We start from the raw sequence: 21,220 nt of genomic DNA on the forward strand, positions 1-21,220 counted from the left end.
GTCGAGCTCGCGCCGGTGGTCGAGCTTGTCGAGACCCGGTGATTTCGACGGGCTCAATCCAAGGATTTCGACGAGCTCAATCACCGTGCCGGTGGTCGAGCTTGTCGAGACCCGGTGATTTCGACGGGCTCAATCCAAGGATTTCGACGAGCTCAATCACCGTGCCGGTGGTCGAGCCCGTCGAGACCCGGTGATTTCGACAGGCTCAATCCAAGGATTTCGACGGGCTCAATCACCGCACCGGTGGTCGAGCCTGTCGAGACCCGGTGACAGGCTCAATCACCGGGTCTCGAGGGGCTCGATCTGGCTCGGCTCCGGCAGCTGGATCACACCGTCGTCGAGCGACACGATCGTGTTCCACCAGCCATCCGGATGCTCCATCGCGAAGCCGGGAACGAGCCACGCGTCGCCCTCCGCGTCCCACATCATCAGGAGGGTCCGTGTGGCCTTGTCGACCTTCACGACGACGACCTTCGGCTTCTCGGGCACGGGCAGGGGTTCGGGTGACGGCTCGGGCAACGGTTCGGGAAGTGGCTCGACCGTCGGCGGTTCGGGAAGCGGCTCGACCGTCGGCGGGACCGCCGGTTCGACCGGGGTCGGCGCGGGCACCGGCTCCGCGGTCGGGTCCACGCTCGGCTCCTCCGTCTTGCCCGGGCCCGGCTCGATGATCGGGTTGTCGCGCGGATCGACGCCCTGCGGCACGGGCTCCTTCCCTCCGGACGGCGACCCCGTCGCATCCGTTGAGCGAAGCATGCCGTCGGCGAAGATTCGCATTCCGCCCTGGAACTCCGGGCCGGCGGTCCCGAACCAGCGATAGTCGCTGAGTCGCGCTACCGCGTCGGTCGCCGAGATCGTGCCGAAGCTGCCCCGGTCGACGACCTCGATGGAGTGGCCGGAGGCCCAGGCGATTTTGCCGGAGGATGCCCACGCCACGGTCCACTCGAGGGCGGTCTGGGTGCCATCCACCGTGAGGTTCGCGGTCGCGACCGTCTGCCAGGGGTCCGCCGTCACGCGGATGTCGCCGGCCGAGACCTCGAGACCGGTCTTGCCGAACAGAGCGCGGGCCTGCGCTCTCGCCTCGGCCTCGCTCGGAGCGAGACTCGCCTCCGCGGGCACAGGAGGCACCTCGCAGGCCGGCAGCACGTCGATTGCGGGGCCACCGGCGGCATCCGCGGCATCCGCGACCGGCGCCGCTGCGCAGACCACTCGCGGCGTGGACGTCGGGTCGTTGTACCACCAGTCGCCGGTGCCCGACCAGGAGATCGTGACGGATGGCGCGGAGCCGTCCTCCGGGCCGACCATCCAGGTGGGGTAGGCCGGGTCGGAGTACATCGCCTTCGTCGGCTCGCCGGCGACGCCGAGCGCACCGGCGACATCGCGGAGCCTCGACTCCGCAGTGCCCGCGCGTTTCAGCTGGTAGACCGAGCCGGAGCCGGCCTCGCGGGAGAGACCGCTGCCCGCTTCGTAGCGGTAGTCGATCCAGGGGGCGATGCGCATTTCGCTCGTGGCGGCATCCGTGGCCATCTTGAGGCTGGAGCTCTGTGCGCCTCCGCCGGTCGCTGCGCTCATACCGCTGCTCGCGGCGAGAAAGAGCGGCGCGCGCTGGGTCGGCAGCGAGACCACGAGCGCTCCCACGGTGACCGCGGCGATCGCGAGAGTCGCGCCGCCGGCGGCCTGGAGGCGTCGTTGGCGATTCACGAGGCGGGGCACCTCGCGGGCCTGGGCGCTCGTGATGAGGTCGGGCGACAGCTCGGGGGTCGCGCCCCGGGCGCCGAGGCTTCGCCGCAGACGCGCGTCGACGTTGGTGTCGCCGTTGCCGTTGTTGACACCGTCGCGGGTGGTGTCGTCAGAAAATTCGCTCATGCAATGGTTATGTCGGCTGAGGGGCCGATCTTTCAGAAGGGGCGGGATCGTCATTCCCGGCGGGATCGTCTTTCTCCTCCATCAGCTGCGCGAGCGTCTTCTTCGCACGGTGCAAACGGATGCTCACCGCATTGGCGCTGACACCGAGCGCGAGCGAGATGGCTGCGATGGGCAGGTCCTCGAGCACCGCCAGCGCGAGAACCTCGCGGTCGCGCGGGCGAAGCCGGCGCCACGCATCGGCCAGGGCGAGGTCGGAGATCGCGATGTCCTCGGCGGAGGGTGCCGTGTCGATCGCGCGGAGCGTGAACAGGAGCGAGGCCGCCGTCGCCTGCCGCCGCCGGTGATTCGCGACGAGGTTGGCCGCGATGCGGTAGAGCCACGGCAGCTCCTCGCCCGGCGTCACGGTGTCCCGCCTGCGCCAGGCGATCGCGAACACGTCGGCGGCGAGATCCTCGACGAACCGGTGCTCGACCCGGCGCGCGAGGTAGCCGCCGATGGCGGGCAGATACGTCGAATAGACGGCGGCGAACGCGTCGTCGGCAGTGGGCATAGCGTCAGTCTGGCGGAGGGGAGGGTGCGGGACAACCCGACGTTCTATGCCTGTCGATCGTTTGACCGTCGGCAGCGAAGGCGGTATGTCGACTACCGGAAGTTCTTCTTCGAGTCGGTCTCATTGGGGTGGCCGGTCGCAGCTTTCGTGATGTAGACGCGTCCTGGCTTCTTCGCCTTCGCGTCGGACTCGTCGACGGCGTACCAGAGACGTGCACCATCAGTCACCTTGTACTGCCACTGCGGCAGAGCCACGCCGTCGACCAGGATCGTGGAGAGATCTCCTCGGAGTTGGTAGCAGCGAGCCGGGTCGTACCTGGTGGGATGCGCCGTGAGATAGTCGTAGGCATCCGTGAGGGCGTTCTTTGCGCCGCGCTTCCCCGCCATCTATGGACGATCGACCCGGATCGGCCCCGCCGGCAACTCGATCGGCTCGACAGGGCGCATGCCCATCGCGTACGCAAACGCCGTCTCCTGCCACTCCTGCTGCGCTCTCAGCAGCCGCTCGAATGTGCCGAGTTCGCTGGCGGCGTAGAGGAGTTGTTCGATCTCGGCGGCGTAGACGCGCAGCTCGCCCGGGGTGAACTCCGCCGTCCAGGCGAAAAGATCCGTGAGCGCGGCCGCGACGTCGCCCTTGTTCCGGCCGATCGCGCGGATCAGACGGCTCGACAGCGCGACACCGTTCTCGAGCACGTCGAGATCATGACCGCGCAGGATCACGAGATCGTCACCATCACGGCGCGTGATGCGCACCTGACCCTCGTCAATGTGGGCCAGGACCTCTTTGGGCCTTCGCAAAAGGTCGGTGAATGTCGCGGTACTCATGCCCACACACTACATCAGATAAACATCTGATTTGCTTCGGGATGAAGCTAGCCCCGGTGTTCCCGCAGTGCCTCAGAACCCACCGACGAAATTTGAGCGGGGTCAGCCGGCCTGCAGGCCTTTGGCTACTGCTGGGAGACGCAGTCGTTCGATGATCTCGCTGCCCTCAACGCTGCACAATCTTGGGCATTCATGTCCGCGATGGGCCATCGACGACGACACCCCTCGTCCATGGTCGAACTCGTGACCCGGCTGCGAAAGAGCCGAGGTCGGCAGTGTTTTTCCCGGGTTTCTGGATAGTTTTGATGGCCGCTGTTCTCCTCCACATATACGGTCTGATCAGCTTATCCACACATTTTGAGGATGTCGGTGGAATGTCGGTGGGTGGTCGTAATGTGACCCGTATGACGATCCTTGTGAATCCCCGGCAGGAGGCCCTTGGTGAGCGTTTCGAGGCGATCAAGGAGGCCGAGCGTGACATCGCCAGGGCCTTCGCCCGGCGTGCGGAGCTCATCGACGAGGCCCGCCGTTTCCGTGAGGAGACGGCGGCGCAGCTGGTCGCATCCGCCGGCTGCGCCGCGTCTGTGTCGCGCTGGAACGAGGCGATGATCGGCGACCGGGAATTCGTGAGCGAGCTGGCCTGCACTCTCCTGGTGCCGCAGCGCACCGCCGAAACCGTGATCGCCGAGAGCCGGGCCCTCGTCGACGACCTGCCCCAGACCCGGGCCGCTTTGCACCGCGGGGAGATTCCGTACCGGAACGCGCAGGCCCTGATGGGTCAGTCGTGGTCGGTGCCGGCCGACGCGAAGGCGGCGTTCGAAGCGGCGCTGCTGCCCTCCGCCGCGAACCTGACGGCGTCAAAGCTCAAGGCCAAGGCGCGGATGCTGCGGGAGCGGCTTCACCCCGAGACGATCACGGCCCGGCACGACACATCGATCGACAAGCGAAAGGTGCTGCTCGAGCCCGAGGCCGACGGGATGGCGTCGCTCTGCTGGTACGACAGCGCGGAGCAGGTCGAGGCCGCCTATCGGCGGATCACCACGACCGCGCTGAGCCTGCAGGGCCCTGAGGAGCCTCGCACTCTCACCCAATTGCGGGCGGATGTGCTGGGGGACCTGCTGATCGACGGCGTCACTCCCGCCGGAATCGCGAAGGGGATCCGGGCCACTGTCAATGTGACGGTGCCGGTGTTGACCCTGATGGGCCTCTCCGAGGAGCCGGCCCACCTCGAGGGGTACGGTCCAATTGACCCGGAGACGGCAAGGCGGCTCGCGGCCGGGGCGCCGAGCTTCACCCGGTTGCTGACGCATCCGGAGACCGGGGTGGTGCTCTCGGTCGGCCGCGACCAGTACAAGGTCCCCAACGACCTGAAACGGCACGTGCACCTTCGAGACGAAACGTGCCGGTTCCCGGGTTGCAACCGCCCGGCGGACGAGTGCGACCTCGACCACACCCTGGACTGGCAGTTCCAGGGCCACACCGCCCACGATAATCTGGCTTCCGTCTGTGCCGGTGACCATGCGCTGAAAAGCGAGACCGGGTGGACCGCGAAACAGCTCCCGGGCGGCGTCATCGAGTGGACCTCGCCGACCGGTCGACCCTTCCGCACCGAACCGGCCGTCGACATCCGCCCCTCGCCGCCGTCCGCGCCGCCGTCGCCACCGCCGGCCCGGATCGTTTCGGCGGAGCCGGCCGAACCGCCGCCATTCTGACCTGAGGCCGCCGGTGGTCGACCCTGCCGGTGGTCGACCCTGTCGGTGGTCGAGCCCGCCGGTGGTCGAGCCCGTCGAGACCCCCGCCTGCCGGTGGTCGAGCCTGTCGAGACCCCCCGCCCCGTGGTTTCGACAGGCTCAACCCCCCGGTGGTCGAGCCAGTCGAGACCCCGCCCCGTGGTTTCGACAGGCTCAACCCCCGGTGGTCGAGCCTGTCGAGACCCCCCAGCCGGTGGTTTCGGCAGGCTCAACCACCGGTCGGCGGGCGTGGAGGGAGCGTACATCTGCAACGACTAAACTCAAAGGTCGGATTTCAAGGGGTGTGTGAGTGGTCGACCTGGAGCTTCAGCGGGAACAGAACTATGTGGCCACGCTGTACGCGCGGCTGGACGCGCTGCAGCGTGAGGCCGAGCAGCAGCTGACCGCGGTGCGGCGGCTGAACGTGGGCGGCAACCACCAGGCGCGCTCCGAGCGCGACACCTTCGCGCGCCTCTACGAGGACCGCATCGTGCAGCTGCGGGAGGTCGACGACCGGTTGGCGTTCGGCCGGCTGGAGACGGCATCCGACGCCGACGACGGCTCGATCTACCGCTACATCGGTCGGGTGGGTCTGCGCGACGACGACCTGCAACCGATCCTGCTCGACTGGCGCGTGCCGCAGGCCAGCGCCTTCTACCAGGCCACGGCCGCGACACCCCTCGGCGCCCGCGCTCGCCGCCACCTGCTCTCGAAGGGGCGCAGCATCATCCGGATCGAAGACGAGATCCTCGACGCCGAACTGCTCGCGGGGGAGGCGGCAACCCACCACCAGGGCGAGGGTGCCCTGCTCGCCGCGCTCACGGCGCAGCGCACCGGGCACATGTCCGACATCGTGGCGACCATCCAGGCCGAGCAGGACCGCATCATCCGTTCAGACCTCAAGGGTGTGCTCGTGGTGCAGGGCGGCCCCGGCACCGGCAAGACCGCCGTGGCGCTGCACCGTGCGGCCTACCTGCTCTACACGCATCGCGACCGCCTCAAGCACTCCGGCGTGCTCATCGTGGGCCCGTCGCCGTCGTTCCTGCAGTACATCGAGGCCGTGCTGCCCTCCCTCGGCGAGACCGGGGTGGTGCTCGCCAGCGTCGGCCAGCTGTTCCCCGGCGTCGACGCGACCCACGAGGATGTCCCGGCCGTCGCCGCGCTCAAGGGCCAGACCACGATGGCCGGCGTGATCGAGCGCGCGGTGCGCTCACGGCAGCGCATCCCCGAGCGGGACGCGCTGCTCGACGTGAACGGCGACCGGGTCACGCTCACCTCGGAGCTGATGGCGAAGGCCATCCACCGGGCGCAGACGAGCGGCAAGCCGCACAACGAGGCCAGGGTCACCTTCGTGAAGAACGCGCTCAACGCCCTGTCGCGGGAGTGGCTGGCCACGCTCAAGGCGGGGGGCGCCTCGATGGACGAGAGCGACCTGCCCATGCTGCGGGAAGACCTGCGGTCGGCCGAAGCCGTGCGGGTCGCCCTCAACACGGCCTGGCTGCCGCTCACGCCCCAGAAGCTGTTGCAAGACCTCTACTCCCGGCCGGAGTGGCTGGCGTCGCTCACTCCCCGCTTCACGCCGGAGCAGCGCGCCCTGCTGCGCCGCCCGCGGAACGCCCCGTTCACCATCGCCGACGTGCCCCTGCTCGACGAGGCGGCCATGCACCTCGGCGAGTACAACGTGGTCGACGCGGCCCAGAAGCGCGAGCGGAAGGAACAGCGGGGGCGCGACATCGAGAACGCCGAGGCCGCCATCGCGAACATGGCGGTGAAGGGGCTCGTGAACGCGAAGTCGCTCGCCGACAACTTCGCCGAACTGGGCGATCGGGCCACCACCGCCGAGCGCGCGGCCGTGGACCGCACCTGGACCTACGGGCACGTGGTCGTCGACGAGGCACAGGAACTCTCGCCGATGCAGTGGCGACTGCTGCTGCGCCGGGGCCCGCAGCGTTCGTTCACCATCGTCGGCGACATCGCCCAGGCGGCATCGGCCGCGGCGGCCTCGAGCTGGAAGGACGCGCTCCGGCCCGTCCTCGGCTCGTCCCTCGAGGCCGACCGCTGGCGGCTCGAAGAGCTCACCGTGAACTACCGAACGCCCAGCCAGATCGCGGAGGCGGCCGAGGCGATGGCGCTGGCGCACAACCTGCCGGTCACCCCGGCACGGTCGGTGCGGGCCAGCGACTGGCCGATCGAGACCGTGACGGATGCCGCCGACGCCGTGCGCCGCGACCTCGCCCTCGATGCCGGCGGCACCCTCGCGGTGATCGTGGTGGAGGCATCCCTCGCCGCCGTCAACGCAGCCCTCACCGCGGAGTTCGGCGACGCCGTCGGTCTCGGCGCGCTCGGCCTCACCAGGCAGGTCGCCCTGCTCACCCCTCAGGACGTGAAGGGGCTCGAGTTCGACGCGGTGGTCGTGGTCGACCCGAACGCGATCGTGGCATCCTCCTCCCGCGGCGTCGGTGCCCTCTACGTGGCCCTGACCCGTGCCACCCAGCGCCTCTATCTCGTCACCGACGGACCGCTGCCGGAGGGTCTAGCCCCCCGCTGATCGAGCCCCCCTCGGTGATCGAGCCTGTCGAGATCCCGTCCCTTCGGTGGTCGAGCCCCCCGCTGGTCGAGCCTGTCGAGACCCCGTTGATCGAACGTGTTCTCGGTGGTCGAGCCCGCCTCGGTGATCGAGCCTGTCGAGATCCCCGTCCCTTCGGCGGTCGAGCCCGGATGTCCCGCCGCGTCGCACGCAATGTCGGAGAAACTCGTGACACGCCGTCGTTCGCGCCGGTGATCGCGGCGTGTCGCGAAAAACTCCACCCCGAGGTGCGTCGTCACCGGCTCAACCGCCGCGGGCCGCTGACGGATGCGCGGTCCCACCCCCGATGGGGAGCATCCAGCGACCGCCTGTAGAATTTTCGTGGCGTTGCGAATGGGTGACGTTCCGCACGGGGGTCTACCTCCCGGTGCAATGATCCTGATAAAGGAACCACCAGAGATGACTTCCCTTCCCCGGCTCGTGGCGTTCGACCTCGACGACACCCTTGCCGCCTCCAAGTCCCCGCTCGACCCCCGGATGGCGGCGCTGATGGTGCGCCTGCTCGGCGCCGTGGAGGTCTGCGTCATCTCCGGCGGCCAGATCGCCCAGTTCCACATGCAGCTGATCGACAACCTCGACGATGTCAGCGACGAGGCCCTCTCCCGCCTGCACCTGATGCCCACCTGCGGCACCCAGTACTACCGTCATATCGAGGGTGCCTGGACCCAGATCTACGCCGAGCTCCTCACCGACGCGGAGAAGGCCGGCGCGCTGAGCGCGGTCGAAGCCACCGCCCGCGAACTCGGCTACTGGGAGGGCGACACCTGGGGTCCGATCCTCGAGGACCGCGGCTCGCAGATCACCTTCTCCGCGCTCGGCCAGGCCGCGCCGGTCGCGGCGAAGACCGCCTGGGACCACAGCGGGGAGAAGAAGAACGCCCTCCGCGAGGCGGTGCAGGCGCGCCTGCCCGAGCTCGAGGTGCGGTCGGGTGGTTCGACCTCGGTGGACATCACCCGCCGCGGCATCGACAAGGCCTACGGCATGAAGAAGCTCGCCACGCTTACGGGGGTCTCCCTGGACGAGATGCTCTTCGTCGGTGACCGGCTCGACGAGAACGGCAACGACTACCCGGTGAAGGTGCTCGGGGTCGAGTGCTTCGCCGTGGGCGGCTGGGAAGACACCGCCGCGTTCCTGGAGATCCTGATTCCGAGGCTCGAGGCCGGCGCGGTCTGATCCGACGCCCCGGACGAGCCGACCGCACTCCGCCTGCGCGAAATCCTCTTCGCCGGATAGCCGCGACGGTGTTGCGATTGCCCACCCACCCATTCCCATGCGGGGGGTACGGCGCTATTGTGATCTAACCGTTTACCCGAGCGGTAGCTGGAGGCAACCCGAATGCCGAACCTGCCCTGTGTAATGTTGCGCCAGAAAACACCCATTTTGCGGGGCGACGAATCACTCTCAAGAACCGATCGGCGAGCCGACGCTCCGCCGACCGGTGCCTGCGCTCCTGCCCGGCGAGCCGGGGCCTCTCGTGTCTGAGGCGGGCGTGGTTGCGCGCAAACGGCATCCCTGGCGAATCGTCTGGGGTGTCTTCGGGGCGGTCGTGCTGCTGCTCCTCTCGATCGGCGGCGTCTACGCGTTCACGCTGGTTCGCACCTTCGACGCCCAAACCGAGAAGATTGCGAACGCCTTCCCGGCGGATGCGGATCGCCCGCCGCCGGCGCCCGATCCCGGCGCCGTCCAGCCGAGCGCGGAACCCGGCGTACCGGCCCCGGCGCCGACAGTCGAAGCACCCGCGACGCAGGCCCAGAACATCCTATTTCTCGGCTCGGACACCCGTGGCGCGACCGACCGCGACCTGGCCGGCATCCGTGGCGAGCGCTCGGACACCATCATGGTCGTGCACGTTCCCGCCGATCGCAAGAACCTCTACGTCATGTCGATCCTGCGGGACAGCTGGCTGGAGATCCCCGGGCATGGCACCGCAAAGATCAACGCCGCGCTTTCCTGGGGCGGAGTGCCCTTGGCCGTGCAGACGGTTGAGACGCTGCTCGGCGTGCGAATCGACCATGTGGCGGTCGTGGACTTCGCCGGATTCAAGGAAGTGACCGACCTGCTCGGCGGCGTCGACATCAGCAATCCGATCGGCTTCGAGTCCTATCACCTGAAGGGGCGCTACTTCGATGAGGGCAGGTTGCACCTGAACGGCACGGAGGCCATGGCATTCGCCCGGGAACGCTACGCGTTCGCCGACGGCGACTTCCAGCGGGTGCGCAACCAGCAGCTCATCATCCAGGCGGTGCTAGTGGCGATGATGCACAAGTCGGTGCTGGCCGACGTCGGGAAGACGACCAGCCTGGTCAACTCGGTGACGCCCTACCTTGCGGTGGACGAGGGCTTCACCGCCGCCTACCTGACCGGGCTGGCGTGGGAGTTGCGCGGGGTGCGCGAACCAGAGGTCGAGTTCTTCACCATGCCGACCAACGGAACCGGTACCTCGAGGGACGGGCAGTCGATCGTGAACATCGACTGGTCGGCACTCGTGGCGGTGCAGAACGGTTTCAAGACCGACACCCTGGGCTCCTACCAGCCGGAGGTGCAGACGATCGGGTAACCGGGGGCAGCGCCCGCCGGGCAGCTGCACCAGCGAGTTCCCGGGGCGCATGGCGCTTGCGGGACGGCCGGGGAGCGTTCATCGGGTTGGGCGCTTTCCGGTTTTTTCCGGTTTTTTCCGGCCTGAGACGCGAGCAGCCGCAGGTCGCCGAGAGCCTCGGCTACGACCGTTTCTGGGTGGTCCAGCCTGGCCGGCCGCATCCGCTCGCTCGAGATCGTAGCCGGCCTGCGGGCCGTGACTCCGCTCGTCGGATCCGGCGTCAGTGCTCGGCGTCGACCCGCTTGGGCAGCACGAAGACGAGCAGCAGCGCGAGAACGCTGAACGCGGCGCTGACGCCCATCGCGGCTGTCGCGCTGGTCGTGAAGCCCGCGGCGAGGGCGGCCGGGCCGGGGCCGGCGACAACGAGGGTGCCGAAGAACACGCTGCCGATCACGGCGATCCCGATCGCGCTGCCGACCCGCTGCATCACGCCGACGACGCCGCTGGCCGCGCCGGCCTCGGTGCGGTCCACGGTCGCCACGATGAACTGGGCGTTCGGCGCGATGAAGAACCCGCTGCCGAGGCCCGCGATCGCCAGGGGAGGGAGCAGCTGCCAGTTGGTGATTTCCGCGCCGATCAGGAGCAGGTCGAGCCAGATCCAGACCAGGCCGAGGGTGACCAGGGCCACGCCGATGACGAGCACGGTGCGGCCGAGGCGCTGGGCCAGCCGGTTGCTCTGCGAGGCGCCGATGATCGTGCCGAACGCGAACGGGATCGACACGAGCCCCGAGTCGAGCGCGGTGTGGCCGAGGCCGGCCTGCCAGAGGATCGAAATGGTGAAGAAGATGCTGGTGAACGCCGCGAAGTAGACCAGGGCGAGCACGATACCGCCGGAGAACGCCGGATGCCGGAACAACCTCGGCGGGACCAGCGGGCTCTTGCCCCACCGGGTGAACATGACCTCCCAGGCGCCGAACGCGGCGACGAGCAGTGCGCCGGCGGCCAGGGTGAGGTAGGTCCAGAGCGGCCAGCCCTGGTCCTGGCCCTCGATCAGAGGCACGAGCAGCGCGACCAGGCCGGCGGAGATGAGCAGCAGGCCGACCCAATCGATTCCCGAGCGGGCCTCGTCTGCGGAGCGTTCGGAACCGGACGGCAGCAGCAGTGCGGCGGCGATCAGCGCGGCGACGCCGATCGGCAGGTTGACCCAGAAGACCAGCCGCCACCCGTTCTCGTTGCCGAAGGCCTGGATGATCAGCCCGCCGAGGATCGGCCCGAGCGCCGTGGATACCCCGATGACGGAACCCATGATCGCGAAGGCCTTGCCGCGCGCCATCGGCGGGAACAGGAGCTGGATCACCGCGGTGACGGCCGGCACGAACATGCCTCCGGCGAGGCCCTGCACGACGCGGGCGATGATCAGCTGGAGGTCGTTCTGGGCCAGGCCGCAGGCGAGGCTGGCCAGGGTGAACAAGGCCAGCCCGGTGAAGAAGACCCACTTGTGCCCGATCCTGTCGCCGAGGCGCCCGGACGGGATGAGGGCGAGGCCGAAGGCGAGGGCATAGCCGGAGATGATCCAGGAGAGAGTCGCCTCCGAGGCGTTCAGGCTCGTGCGGATCGTCGGCAGGGCCACGTTGACGATGGTCGTGTCGAGCAGGGCCATGAACATGCCGGCGAGCAGTACGACAAGGGCCTGCCAGGCATGCCGGGGGATGACCGCGGCGGAGCGGGCAGCCTGGGTGGTGTCTGACATGGTCAATGGTCCTTTCGGGCGTGTTCGTCCGCGATGATCTCGGGGAGCACGGTGACGAGGTGGTCGTGCCAGGTGATTTCGGCACGGATGCGGTCGGCCTTGTGGCGCATGACGAAGCGCTCGCTGGCGGTGAGATAGGGCAGGGCCGAGGCCATGATGGCTTCGGCGTCGGCGAGCATGGCGCGGAGCGCGAGAACCCTGGCGTCGATCATCAGGGGAAGCTCGGCCAGGCGATCCGGGTCGAGGCGGGTCATGGCGAGGTCGAACGGGTCGGGCTTGATGACGATCGTGCGCAGGCCGTCGAGCCGCAGGGCAGACAGCGCCTGCCGGCCGGTCGGCGAAACCTCGTAGACCTGGCGCTCGGGGTAGTTGCCTTCGCGTTCGACCCGGACGACGTCGATCAGTCCTTCGGCGGCGAGCCGCTTCATCGCGCCGTAGACCGCGCCGACGGAGATGTCGGTCCAGAGGTGAACATGTTCCTGCTCGGCGAGGAGCCGCAACTGGTGGCCGTGCAGAGGCCCGCGTTCGGCGAGGGAGCCGAGAATGAACAGGCGGATGGACGACATCTGGTTACTCTCGCATGAGTAGTCTTGCGTGTCAAGACGTTGTTCGCGGCGCCCCGGAATGCACGAGACCCCCACTCCGGAGAGTGGGGGTTGTGTGTATCTGTCGGGGTAACAGGATTTGAACCTGCGACCTCGTCGTCCCGAACGACGCGCGCTACCAAGCTGCGCCATACCCCGATGGCCCGTAAGCCTTGTCAAGTATAACCCCACCCGGGAGGTGGGTCTCGACAGGCTCGACCGCCGGGACAGGCTCGACCGCCGGGAGGGTGGTCTCGACAGGCTCGACCACCGGGACAGGGGCGACCGCCGGGAGGGTGGTCTCGACAGGCTCGACCACCGGGACCGGGGCGACCGCCGGGAGGGTGGTCTCGACAGGCTCGACCGCCGGGACAGGCTCGACCACCGGGACAGGGGCGACCGCCGGGACCGGGGCGACCACCGGGACAGGGGCGACCGCCGGGAGGGTGGTCTCGACAGGCTCGACCACCGGGAGGGTGGGTCTCGACAGGCTCGACCACCGGGACCGGGGCGACCGCCGGGAGGGTGGTCTCGACAGGCTCGACCACCGGGACCGGGGCGACCGCCGGTGGTCGAGCCTGTCGAGACCTAGGCGGACGTGAGGGTGAGCAGTGTCGCCTCGGGCGGGCAGGCGAACCGGACGGGAGCATAGATGGAGGTTCCGAGCCCGGCAGAGACATTGAGGTACGCGGTGTGCAAGCCCGAATCCCAGAGGCTGAGTCCCTTGACCTGCTTGCGCGGAATGTCGCAGTTGGTGACCAGGGCGCCGAACCTGGGCACGCAGACCTGGCCGCCGTGGGTGTGGCCGGCGAGAATCAGCTGTGCTCCATGGTTCACGAACGAGTTCAGCACCCGCTGGTACGGGGCGTGCACTACGCCGATGGTGAGCGTCGGCCGGGGCGCGGCGGCAACCTCCGGGTCGGGCCAGGATTCGTCGGCGAGCGGGTCGTTCGCGCGCAGATCGTCGACCGCGCGAGTGATGAGGTCGAGCCGGTCGCGCCGGATGTGCGGGTCGTCCACGCCGAAAAGCTCCAGGTGCGTGCCGTTGACGTCGAGCGCCTCCGCCGTGTTGTTCAGGTCTGTCCAGCCGAGGTCGGCGAAGACACGGTGCAGGCTGTCGATGTCGAGCTTCTGATGCATGGAGCTCCGCAGCAGCGATGGTGCGGTGAAGTAGCGGATCGGGTTCTTGAAGATGGGCCCGAAGTAGTCGTTCGAGCCGTTCACGAAGATGCCCGGCACGCCGCGGAACGGCTCCAGCGCATACTCGATGCCGGAGACGCCGTCTTCGTGCCCGAGGTTGTCGCCGGTGTTGACGACCAGATCGGGCTGGAGGTCAGCGAGGCCGCGCACCCAGTCCTGCTTGTCGCGCTGCCACGGCGCCATGTGCAGGTCGGACAGGTGCAGAACCTTGATCGGGTCTGATCCGGGGGCGAGCACCGGGACCGTCACCTCCCGCAGGGTGAACAGGCGGCGTTCGACCAGGGAGCCCCAGGCGAAGGCGGCCAGCCCGGCCGCGGCCACCGCCCCGAGACTTACCGCGACGGCCCTGCCGCCTGTGCCGGTCATCCGTTGCCCTTGCCATTGCCGTTGCCGTTGACGGCGCCGAGTTTGCCGACCGTGATCGTCACCTGACCGCCGGGCGCGGAGCCCGAGCCGGCCGCAGGAGTCATCGCCAGGACCGTGCCGACCTGTTTGGGATCGGTCACGTCCTGTTCGGCCTTGGTCACGGCGAAGCCGCTCAAGGTGGCCCGGGCCTCTGCCTCGCTCTTGCCGACAACATCGGGTACCAGGACCTGGGATCCGTTGCTCGAGAACACCGTGACGGTCGACCCGCGGCTGGCGCTCGTGCCGCCGGCCGGGTCGGTCCTGGCGACGGTGCCCGCGGGCATCTCGGAGTCGGTCACGCCGCCGTCGGCGAAGCTGAAGCCGGCTGCCTCGAGGGTGGACTGGGCATCCGCCATCGTCTTGCCGCGCAGGTCGGGGATCGGGATCTGAACTGCCTGGAGGATCTTCGACGAGGCTTCCGCGAAGGGGTCTCCGCCGTACTTGGCGTTCGCGACGGACATGACGTCGGGCCACATCCGGTGGCGGGCGGTGGCCGCGGTGCCGCCGGGGAAGCTGACCTGCCGCTGGTTGATGTCCCCGGTGACGCTGACGACTCCGACCACGGTGGCGACCTTGGTGCTCGCCCCGCTCATCCAGGTGTCCTTGTTACCGTCGGTGGTTCCGGTCTTGCCGATCATCGGCACCTTCGGCGACGTCGCGCCGTTCGATGCCGCGGCGGTGCCGCCGGTCAGCATCACGCGCTGCATTGCGTAGGTCATGCCTGCGGCGACCGACGGGTCCACCGACTGCTTGCAGGCGGACTTCGGTGCCGCGATCTCTTTCCCGTCGGGCCCGGTTATCTTGTCGATCACGACCGGGCTGCAGGTCACGCCGTTGTTGGCGATCCCGGCAAAGGCGACGGCCATGCTCAGGGGAGCGACCTCGTTCGTGCCGAGTACCGACGAGGCACCCTGCTCGAGAGGGTCGCCGTCGGCGCGGTGCACGCCGAAGGCCTCGGCCGTCTTGCGGATGCCGCAGAGGTCGACCTTCTTGGCCATGCCGATGTAGCCCGTGTTTATCGACGCGGTGGTGGATTCGAGGGCGGTGTAGTTGGTGCCGCCTTCATTCGCGTCGTTCTTGGGATTGAAGCCCGGGAAGTTCTGCGGTCCGTTGCAGCTGTCCTTGAACGTGCCCCAGTCGGACTTGCGGCGGGAGTCGACGCGCTCGTTCAGCGAGTGTCCCTCGGTCAGCCACTCGCCGAGGGTGAACACTTTGTAGGTGGACCCGGGCTGGAAACCACTCGAACCGCCCTGGTCGATATCCGTGTTGTAGTTGACGCCGGTGGCGGTGGGGTTTGTTGCGGCAACGTTCGGGTCCTGCGTGTAGTCCTTGTTCTGGGTCATCGCCAGAACCCGCCCGGTGCCAACCTGCACGCTCGTGATCACGCTTCCGACGTCCCAGCCGTCGTAGCTCTTGGGCACGTACTTGTTCATCGTGTCGACGGCCGCGTTCTGCAGGTCGAGGTCAAGGGTTGTGTAGACGTTGTAGCCGCCGCGGCGGAAGTTCGCGAAGCGCGTCGCCTCATCCGGCCCGAAGGTCGGGTCGGTCTGGAGGATCTTGGTGACGTAGTCGCAGAAGTAGGCGCTGGTGCCGGCGGTCGTGCACCCTGTGCTCGGTTCGGTGATGACCGGCTCGATCGGAGCGGCGATGGCCGCGTCATGATCGGCCTGAGTGATCTTCTTGTACTTGAGCATCTCGCCGAGGATGTAGTCGCGGCGCTGCTTGTTCGCCGCGTATCCGTTGGCCGCGCCGTTGGTTTCGCTGTCCGGGTAGTCCAGCTGGAATTTGACCGGGTTGTTCACGATCGCGACGAGGCTGGCGGCCTGCGGCAGGGTCAGCGCCGCCGCGGTGGTGTTGTAGTAATAGTTCGCGGCGGATTCGATCCCGTAAACCGTGCCGCCGAACCCGGTGATGTTCAGGTACTGGCGGAGGATGTCATCCTTGGCGTATTTCTTCTCGACCCCGATGGCCAGCCGCATCTCCTTGAGCTTGCGATCGGGGCTCGTCTCGGTGGCCGCGTCGTAGCAGGTGGTGCGCTTCTTCTGGCTGGTGAGCACTTCGCATTTCTGCACGAGCACGTTCTTGACATACTGCTGGGTGATCGAGGAACCTCCTCGGGCCGATCCGCTGGCCAGGGTGGTGACCAGGCCGGTCATCGTTCCCTGCAGGTCGACGCCGCCGTGCTCGTAGAACCGCGGGTCCTCCCCTGAGATCGCCGCGTCCTTGACGAACGGGCTGATCGCGTCCCACTTGACCTCGACGCGGTTCTGGTCGTAGAACGAGGCCAGGAGACCGGTCGATCCGTCGGCGCGGGTGGCGTAGATGTTGCTCTTCTGCGCCAGCTGGTCGATCGCCAGGTAGTCGGGAAGGTTCTCGAAGACGTTGATCGTGTTCGTCGCGGCCATACCGGACAGAGCGAGAGCGGGGGTCACGGCGGCGGTGACGAGGATGCCGGCAATGGCGCTCATCCCGACGAAGCCGACGAACCCGCCGAGCGCTCCGCTAACCGATCGATTTTTGGCAGACATACACTTGAGGTTACGCGACAAAACTGAAAGACCGCCTGAATCGGAGCCATATGCCTGCCTGGGAGTACCTTACGACGCCGCTGATGATTCACAACACGGCCGCAATCCTGAACAACTGGGGCTCTGACGGCTGGGAGTTGGTGCAGGTCGTCCCCGGGCCTGAGGGTGGGCTCGTCGCCTACCTCAAGCGCCCGGTCGCCGCAATGGATGGATCATAGACATGTCGCAAATCGAAGCCCGTCTCGCCGAGCTCGGGATCGACCTGCCGAGCGTGGTGCCGCCCGTGGCGTCCTACGTGCCCGCTGTGGTGTCCGGGTCGCTCGTGTTCACGTCCGGTCAGCTGCCGATGGTGTCCGGCGCCCTCCCGGCCACGGGCAAGGTCGGCGACGGCCACGGCCTCGTGCCGGCCGCCGACGCCAGGGAGTACGCCCGGCAGTGCGCCCTCAACGGGCTTGCCGCCGTCAAGGCCGTGATCGGCTCGCTCGACCGGATCACTCAGGTCGTCAAGGTCACCGGTTTCGTGGCATCCGACCCGGCGTTCACCGGCCAGCCCGGCGTCGTCAACGGCGCCTCGCAGGTGCTCGGTGAGATCTTCGGTGACCTGGGCGTGCACGCCCGGTCGGCCGTCGGGGTCGCCGTGCTGCCGCTCGACTCGCCGGTCGAGGTCGAGCTGATCGTCTCGTTCGCCTAGTCGTCGTCCGGTCATTCGCGAACGCGCCACATCCGCCGCTTCGCGCCAGGCGCGCCTGGCGCGAAGCGGCGCAATTGGCGCGTTCGGCAACGCGCGGAGCTAGCCGCGCAGCTTGTCGGCGGCTAGCGGTCGGCAGTCGCCGTCCCGGCGGCGTGAAACGGATGCGCGAACGCCCGCCCGGCCGCGGCGGCCAGCTTCAGCGAGGGCCGTTCCACCCACCGCGTCATCAGCTGGGCGAACACGAGGCTGAGCGGCACGGAGACCAGCGCGCCCAGCCACCAGAACTCCGGCCCGAACAGGTTTCCGAAGGTGACCACGATCGGGAAGTGCACGAGGTAGAGCGTGAAGCTCACGGTGCCGAGCCAGACCAGCGGTCGCGCGGTCAGCGGCCGTTGAAGCGGCGGCCAGAGCGCGACCGCGGCGACGACCAGCACGGCGCCCGGCACGCGCAGGGCGAGGGTGAGGTCACTCAACGGGCCGGTCAGGAGCGGACGTGCGAGCCAGTGCACGATCAGGAGCAGCGGGCCCAGCGCGGTGAGGCCGATCCACGCGGCGGTGCCCCAGCGGCGGGCGGCCAGGGTGGCGGCGCTCGCCTGAAGTGACTCGAAGTTGGCCGCCAGCAGGGCGCCGAGCGCGAATGCGGGCAGGTACATCAGCGGTTCGATCCCCGTGACGTAGCCGTAGGCGGAGATGGCCAGGAACAGCACGGCCCAGAGCGCCGTCCAGCGCCGGGTGGCCGCGGCGAGGACCACGCCCACCGGGAGCAGCAGGGAGAACCACATCTCCCAGGCGAGTGACCAGAGCGGCGGGTTGACGTCGGGCCGGCTGGTCTCGGTGATGATGCTGGCCTCGCGCAGCAGGTTGCCGAGGCCGAGGCTGGGGTTGTCCTGCCTGGCCAGCCACGCTCCACCGCCGGTGTCCCCGGTGCGCGGGAAGAAATAGATCCACGCCGCCGCCAGGCCGACCGAGATCACGACGGGAACGGCGAGCCGGATCACCCGCCTCGGGTAGTAGGCCATCCAGTCGTAGGCGGGCGCCGCGAGGGGAGACCGCACCAGCACGAACCCGCTCAGCACGAAGAAGACCAGCACGAATTCCGGCCCGGCGAGGAGCAGCTTCAGCGGTGACAGCGTGGTCCACCAGCCGATCGACAGGAACTCGACACCGGCGCTCGACTCGTACGCCGCGGAGACCGCCGGCACTGTCATCGAGACGTGGTGCACGAGAACGATCAGGGCCGCAACGCCGCGCAGGGCATCGAGGGCGACCAGACGGCCGGGCGCGGGTAGTCGGGACATTGACTCCACGGTAGGGGTGCCCGTTGTGAATTCCCTCCGCGTGGCATCCGTCACCGCATCCGTCACCGCCATGCGCCGAACGGGAAAAAGCGCCTTTTCTCTCAGTTCGGCGCCGCGTCGCCGCCGCGTGGGCTGTGGGTGGGTGGCTGCTTGAGAGTGGACATGATCGCGGTCATCACCGAGGTGTCGGCCAGCGTGGTCGTATCGCCGATCTCCCGGCCCTCTGCCACGTCCTGCAGCAGGCGCCGGATGATCTTGCCCGATCGGGTCTTCGGCAACTCGCTCACGATGAAGATCTGCCGCGGCCTCGCGATCGCGCCGATCTGCTGGGACACATGCGCCCGCAGCACCGCCGTGAGGTCCGCGTGTGAGGACTCCTCCAGGTGGCTGTACTTGATGATCACGAAGGCGACCACGGCCTGGCCGGTCGTGTCGTCGTGCGCACCGACCACGGCGGCCTCGGCGGTCATCGGATGCGCCACCAGCGACGACTCGATCTCGGCCGTGGACAGGCGGTGTCCGGACACGTTCATCACGTCGTCGACCCGGCCGAGCAGCCAGATCTCGCCGTCCCGGTCGAGCCGGGCGCCGTCGCCGGCGAAGTAACGCGGGTTCTCCGAACCGAACTTCTCCCAGTAGGTTTCCTTGAACCGTTCGGGGTCACCCCAGATGCCGCGCAGCATCGACGGCCACGGCTCGGTCACGACCAGCAGCCCGCCGTTGTCCCGGCCGACGTGGTTGCCCTCGTCGTCGAGAACGTCGATCACGATGCCCGGGATCGGCACCTGCGCGGAGCCGGGCTTGGTCGTGGTCACCCCGGGCAGGGCGGAGATCATGATCGCCCCGGTCTCGGTCTGCCACCAGGTGTCGACGACGGGAGCGACGTTGCCGCCGATCACCTCGCGGTACCACATCCAGGCCTCGGGGTTGATCGGCTCGCCGACCGATCCGAGCAGCCGCAGGCTGGTCAGGTTGAAGCCCTGGGGGATCTGGCGGCCGAGCTTCATGAAGGTGCGGATGGCGGTGGGCGCCGTGTAGAGGATGCTCACCTTGTACTTCTCGACGATCTCCCACCACCGGCCGGGATGCGGGGTGTCGGGGGTTCCCTCGAACAAGACCTGGGTGGCACCGTTGGCGAGGGGTCCGTAGACGACGTAGCTGTGGCCGGTGATCCAGCCGACGTCTGCGGTGCACCAGTAGACATCCGTCTCGGGGTGCAGGTCGAACACGTTCTTGTGGGTGAAGGCCACCTGGGTGAGGTAGCCGCCGCTGGTGTGCAGGATGCCCTTGGGCTTTCCCGTCGTGCCTGACGTATACAGGATGAACAGCGGGTTCTCCGCGGGGAAACCCACCGCCTCGTGCTCGGCGTCGACCGAGGCGAGTTCGTCGTGCCACCACAGGTCGCGCTCGGTCCAGTCCACCTCGCCGTTCGTGCGCTTGACGACGAGGACGTTGCGCACGGTCGTGTTATTGCCGGCCAGGGCTTCGTCCACCGCCGGCTTGAGCGCGGAGGCCTTGCCCTTGCGGTAACCGCCGTCGGCGGTGATCACGAGCACCGCATTGGCGTCGTCGATGCGCGAACGCAGGCTCTCGGCGCTGAAGCCACCGAAGATGACCGAGTGCACGGCGCCGATGCGGGCCACGGCGAGCATCGCAATGACGGCCTCCGGGATCATCGGAAGGTAGATCGCCACCCGGTCCCCGGCATTGACGCCGAGTCTTCCCAGCACATTCGCAGCGCGTTTCACTTCGGCCGTGAGTTCGGCGTAGGTGATGTCGCGGGAATCGCCCGGCTCACCCTCGAAGTGGAGGGCGACGCGGTCGCCGTTGCCGGCCAGCACGTGCCGGTCGAGGCAGTTCCAGGCCACGTTCAGTTCGCCGTCTTCGAACCATTTCGCGAACGGCGGGTTCGTCCAGTCGAGCGTCTTCGTGAACGGCTTGTGCCAGTGCACCAATTCACGGGCCTGATCAGCCCAGAATTCGAGGCGATCCTCGGCGGCATCCCGGTAGAGCTGTGCGGTTCCGACGGCCTGTGCGGCGAATTCGGGTGTCGGCGGGAACCTGCGGGTCTCGTGAAGAAGATTGTCGATCTTTACGCTCATACCTGGTTCGCTCCTTTGCGATGCATTGATGGGCGCGTAGCCAGCCCCCCTGAACCATACTCTTCGCGCCTGACGGTGCGGGTTGCGGTCGATTGCGGCCCCTTGCAACGTCCCCATCAGGGACGAAAACGGCCCGCCGGTTCCGTGTCCTCCTTTATGAGGACAAAAAGGACTTGCGCATCTTCGTTTTCCTTATACACTGGGACACGTCCGAACGAAAGTTTTGACCTGCGGTGCGTTTGGTTCCCCCCAATCAACGCGCTGCCGAGGCGGCACCTGTTCCCCCCAATAGGTGCCGCCCCCCTTTTTTTAACGGCTTGTGACGGCCGTTTTTCGGCCGTATTTGCGGCTGTCCTTGTGGTTGTCCTTGTGGTTGTGCTCTCCCTGCGGCCGACGCGGCCCTCCTCCACAGGAGCGGCAGGCGGCGATCATGCCCGGTCTGTCCTCTCCCCGCGCAGCCAAGGCACGGTGCGCCTAGTACTACAGTCGCGTTTATGGGGCGTGTCCGCGGGTTCGATAGTGATGTCGTTTCGCGGTTTGTTGATGTCGGCGTCGCCAGCGTGAGCGGCTGA

General features: G+C 68.0%; 17 protein-coding genes and 1 tRNA gene. 6 read left to right on the forward strand and 12 right to left on the reverse strand.

Annotated elements, in window-relative coordinates:
• Positions 1-279: 279 nt before the first annotated feature.
• From E3T48_RS14495 to E3T48_RS14510, 4 genes are all read right to left on the reverse strand, one after another.
• On the reverse strand, positions 280-1,863 hold the full coding sequence (locus E3T48_RS14495) for a hypothetical protein (RefSeq protein ID WP_134524748.1): 1,584 nt from the start codon (positions 1,861-1,863) through the stop codon (positions 280-282).
• Between the two features lie 7 nt (positions 1,864-1,870).
• Complete coding sequence (locus E3T48_RS14500; RefSeq protein ID WP_134524749.1) at positions 1,871-2,413, reverse strand: RNA polymerase sigma factor; 543 nt, start codon at positions 2,411-2,413, stop codon at positions 1,871-1,873.
• A 92-nt stretch (positions 2,414-2,505) separates the two neighbouring features.
• Positions 2,506-2,799: a hypothetical protein gene (locus E3T48_RS14505; RefSeq protein ID WP_174844181.1), complete on the reverse strand. Its 294-nt coding sequence runs from the start codon at positions 2,797-2,799 to the stop codon at positions 2,506-2,508.
• Positions 2,800-3,243 (reverse strand): hypothetical protein, encoded by a 444-nt coding sequence (locus E3T48_RS14510; protein ID WP_134524750.1) that lies wholly within the window; start codon positions 3,241-3,243, stop codon positions 2,800-2,802.
• A gap of 398 nt (positions 3,244-3,641) precedes the next feature.
• Between E3T48_RS14510 and E3T48_RS14515 the strand changes: the two genes are divergently transcribed.
• The 4 genes from E3T48_RS14515 (at position 3,642) to E3T48_RS14530 (ending at position 10,111) form a co-directional block, all read left to right on the forward strand.
• The gene (locus tag E3T48_RS14515; RefSeq protein ID WP_166789756.1) at positions 3,642-4,949 is read left to right on the forward strand and encodes an HNH endonuclease signature motif containing protein; all 1,308 of its coding nucleotides are present in this window, start codon (positions 3,642-3,644) and stop codon (positions 4,947-4,949) included.
• A gap of 328 nt (positions 4,950-5,277) precedes the next feature.
• On the forward strand, positions 5,278-7,515 hold the full coding sequence (locus E3T48_RS14520) for a HelD family protein (protein WP_134524752.1): 2,238 nt from the start codon (positions 5,278-5,280) through the stop codon (positions 7,513-7,515).
• Positions 7,516-7,953: 438 nt separating this feature from the next.
• Positions 7,954-8,727 (forward strand): HAD-IIB family hydrolase, encoded by a 774-nt coding sequence (locus E3T48_RS14525; protein WP_134524753.1) that lies wholly within the window; start codon positions 7,954-7,956, stop codon positions 8,725-8,727.
• A gap of 316 nt (positions 8,728-9,043) precedes the next feature.
• Positions 9,044-10,111 (forward strand): LCP family protein, encoded by a 1,068-nt coding sequence (locus tag E3T48_RS14530; protein WP_134524754.1) that lies wholly within the window; start codon positions 9,044-9,046, stop codon positions 10,109-10,111.
• A gap of 259 nt (positions 10,112-10,370) precedes the next feature.
• Here E3T48_RS14530 and E3T48_RS14535 read toward each other — a convergent pair whose 3' ends face one another.
• The 6 genes from E3T48_RS14535 to E3T48_RS14560 all read right to left on the reverse strand — a co-directional run bounded on the left by E3T48_RS14535 (position 10,371) and on the right by E3T48_RS14560 (position 16,557).
• The gene (locus tag E3T48_RS14535; RefSeq protein WP_134524755.1) at positions 10,371-11,840 is read right to left on the reverse strand and encodes an MFS transporter; all 1,470 of its coding nucleotides are present in this window, start codon (positions 11,838-11,840) and stop codon (positions 10,371-10,373) included.
• Positions 11,841-11,842: 2 nt separating this feature from the next.
• Positions 11,843-12,406, reverse strand: coding sequence for a PadR family transcriptional regulator (locus E3T48_RS14540; RefSeq protein WP_134524756.1), 564 nt, complete (start codon positions 12,404-12,406; stop codon positions 11,843-11,845).
• 103 nt (positions 12,407-12,509) lie between these two features.
• Positions 12,510-12,583 (reverse strand) — tRNA-Pro (locus E3T48_RS14545).
• On the reverse strand, positions 12,561-12,893 hold the full coding sequence (locus E3T48_RS17495; RefSeq protein ID WP_174844180.1) for a hypothetical protein: 333 nt from the start codon (positions 12,891-12,893) through the stop codon (positions 12,561-12,563). Before E3T48_RS17495 ends, E3T48_RS14545 begins: the two co-directional genes overlap by 23 nt.
• Before the next feature lie 119 nt (positions 12,894-13,012).
• Positions 13,013-13,990, reverse strand: coding sequence for a metallophosphoesterase (locus E3T48_RS14555; protein WP_134524757.1), 978 nt, complete (start codon positions 13,988-13,990; stop codon positions 13,013-13,015).
• A complete protein-coding gene (locus E3T48_RS14560; RefSeq protein ID WP_134524758.1) occupies positions 13,987-16,557 on the reverse strand; it encodes a transglycosylase domain-containing protein in 2,571 nt (856 codons plus the stop codon). Before E3T48_RS14560 ends, E3T48_RS14555 begins: the two co-directional genes overlap by 4 nt.
• A gap of 83 nt (positions 16,558-16,640) precedes the next feature.
• On the opposite strand from E3T48_RS14560, the gene E3T48_RS14565 reads away from it, so the two are divergent.
• Both E3T48_RS14565 and E3T48_RS14570 read left to right on the forward strand, forming a co-directional pair.
• Positions 16,641-16,775: a DUF4177 domain-containing protein gene (locus E3T48_RS14565; RefSeq protein WP_241986841.1), complete on the forward strand. Its 135-nt coding sequence runs from the start codon at positions 16,641-16,643 to the stop codon at positions 16,773-16,775.
• A 2-nt stretch (positions 16,776-16,777) separates the two neighbouring features.
• Positions 16,778-17,248 carry a RidA family protein gene (locus E3T48_RS14570; protein ID WP_134524760.1) on the forward strand — a complete coding sequence of 157 codons (471 nt, stop codon included), beginning with the start codon at positions 16,778-16,780 and terminating at the stop codon, positions 17,246-17,248.
• A 122-nt stretch (positions 17,249-17,370) separates the two neighbouring features.
• Here the strand turns inward: E3T48_RS14570 and E3T48_RS14575 are convergent, their stop codons facing one another.
• Complete coding sequence (locus E3T48_RS14575) at positions 17,371-18,546, reverse strand: acyltransferase family protein (RefSeq protein WP_166789757.1); 1,176 nt, start codon at positions 18,544-18,546, stop codon at positions 17,371-17,373.
• 101 nt (positions 18,547-18,647) lie between these two features.
• A complete protein-coding gene (acs, locus tag E3T48_RS14580) occupies positions 18,648-20,648 on the reverse strand; it encodes an acetate--CoA ligase (RefSeq protein WP_134524762.1) in 2,001 nt (666 codons plus the stop codon).
• Positions 20,649-21,220: the final 572 nt, after the last annotated feature.

The organism is Cryobacterium fucosi, assembly GCF_004403515.1.
Taxonomy (GTDB): domain Bacteria; phylum Actinomycetota; class Actinomycetes; order Actinomycetales; family Microbacteriaceae; genus Cryobacterium; species Cryobacterium fucosi.

Bases quoted from the DNA above. Each gene is read 5' to 3' on its own strand.
- E3T48_RS14525 (WP_134524753.1), top strand. From the start codon at position 7,954: ATGACTTCCCTTCCCCGGCTCGTGGCGTTCGACCTCGACGACACCCTT.
- E3T48_RS14505 (WP_174844181.1), bottom strand. From the start codon at position 2,799: ATGGCGGGGAAGCGCGGCGCAAAGAACGCCCTCACGGATGCCTACGAC.
- E3T48_RS14500 (WP_134524749.1), bottom strand. From the start codon at position 2,413: ATGCCCACTGCCGACGACGCGTTCGCCGCCGTCTATTCGACGTATCTG.
- E3T48_RS14575 (WP_166789757.1), bottom strand. From the start codon at position 18,546: ATGTCCCGACTACCCGCGCCCGGCCGTCTGGTCGCCCTCGATGCCCTG.
- acs (WP_134524762.1), bottom strand. From the start codon at position 20,648: ATGAGCGTAAAGATCGACAATCTTCTTCACGAGACCCGCAGGTTCCCG.
- E3T48_RS14515 (WP_166789756.1), top strand. From the start codon at position 3,642: ATGACGATCCTTGTGAATCCCCGGCAGGAGGCCCTTGGTGAGCGTTTC.
- E3T48_RS14560 (WP_134524758.1), bottom strand. From the start codon at position 16,557: ATGTCTGCCAAAAATCGATCGGTTAGCGGAGCGCTCGGCGGGTTCGTC.
- E3T48_RS14555 (WP_134524757.1), bottom strand. From the start codon at position 13,990: ATGACCGGCACAGGCGGCAGGGCCGTCGCGGTAAGTCTCGGGGCGGTG.
- E3T48_RS14495 (WP_134524748.1), bottom strand. From the start codon at position 1,863: ATGAGCGAATTTTCTGACGACACCACCCGCGACGGTGTCAACAACGGC.
- E3T48_RS14570 (WP_134524760.1), top strand. From the start codon at position 16,778: ATGTCGCAAATCGAAGCCCGTCTCGCCGAGCTCGGGATCGACCTGCCG.
- E3T48_RS14535 (WP_134524755.1), bottom strand. From the start codon at position 11,840: ATGTCAGACACCACCCAGGCTGCCCGCTCCGCCGCGGTCATCCCCCGG.
- E3T48_RS14565 (WP_241986841.1), top strand. From the start codon at position 16,641: ATGATTCACAACACGGCCGCAATCCTGAACAACTGGGGCTCTGACGGC.
- E3T48_RS14540 (WP_134524756.1), bottom strand. From the start codon at position 12,406: ATGTCGTCCATCCGCCTGTTCATTCTCGGCTCCCTCGCCGAACGCGGG.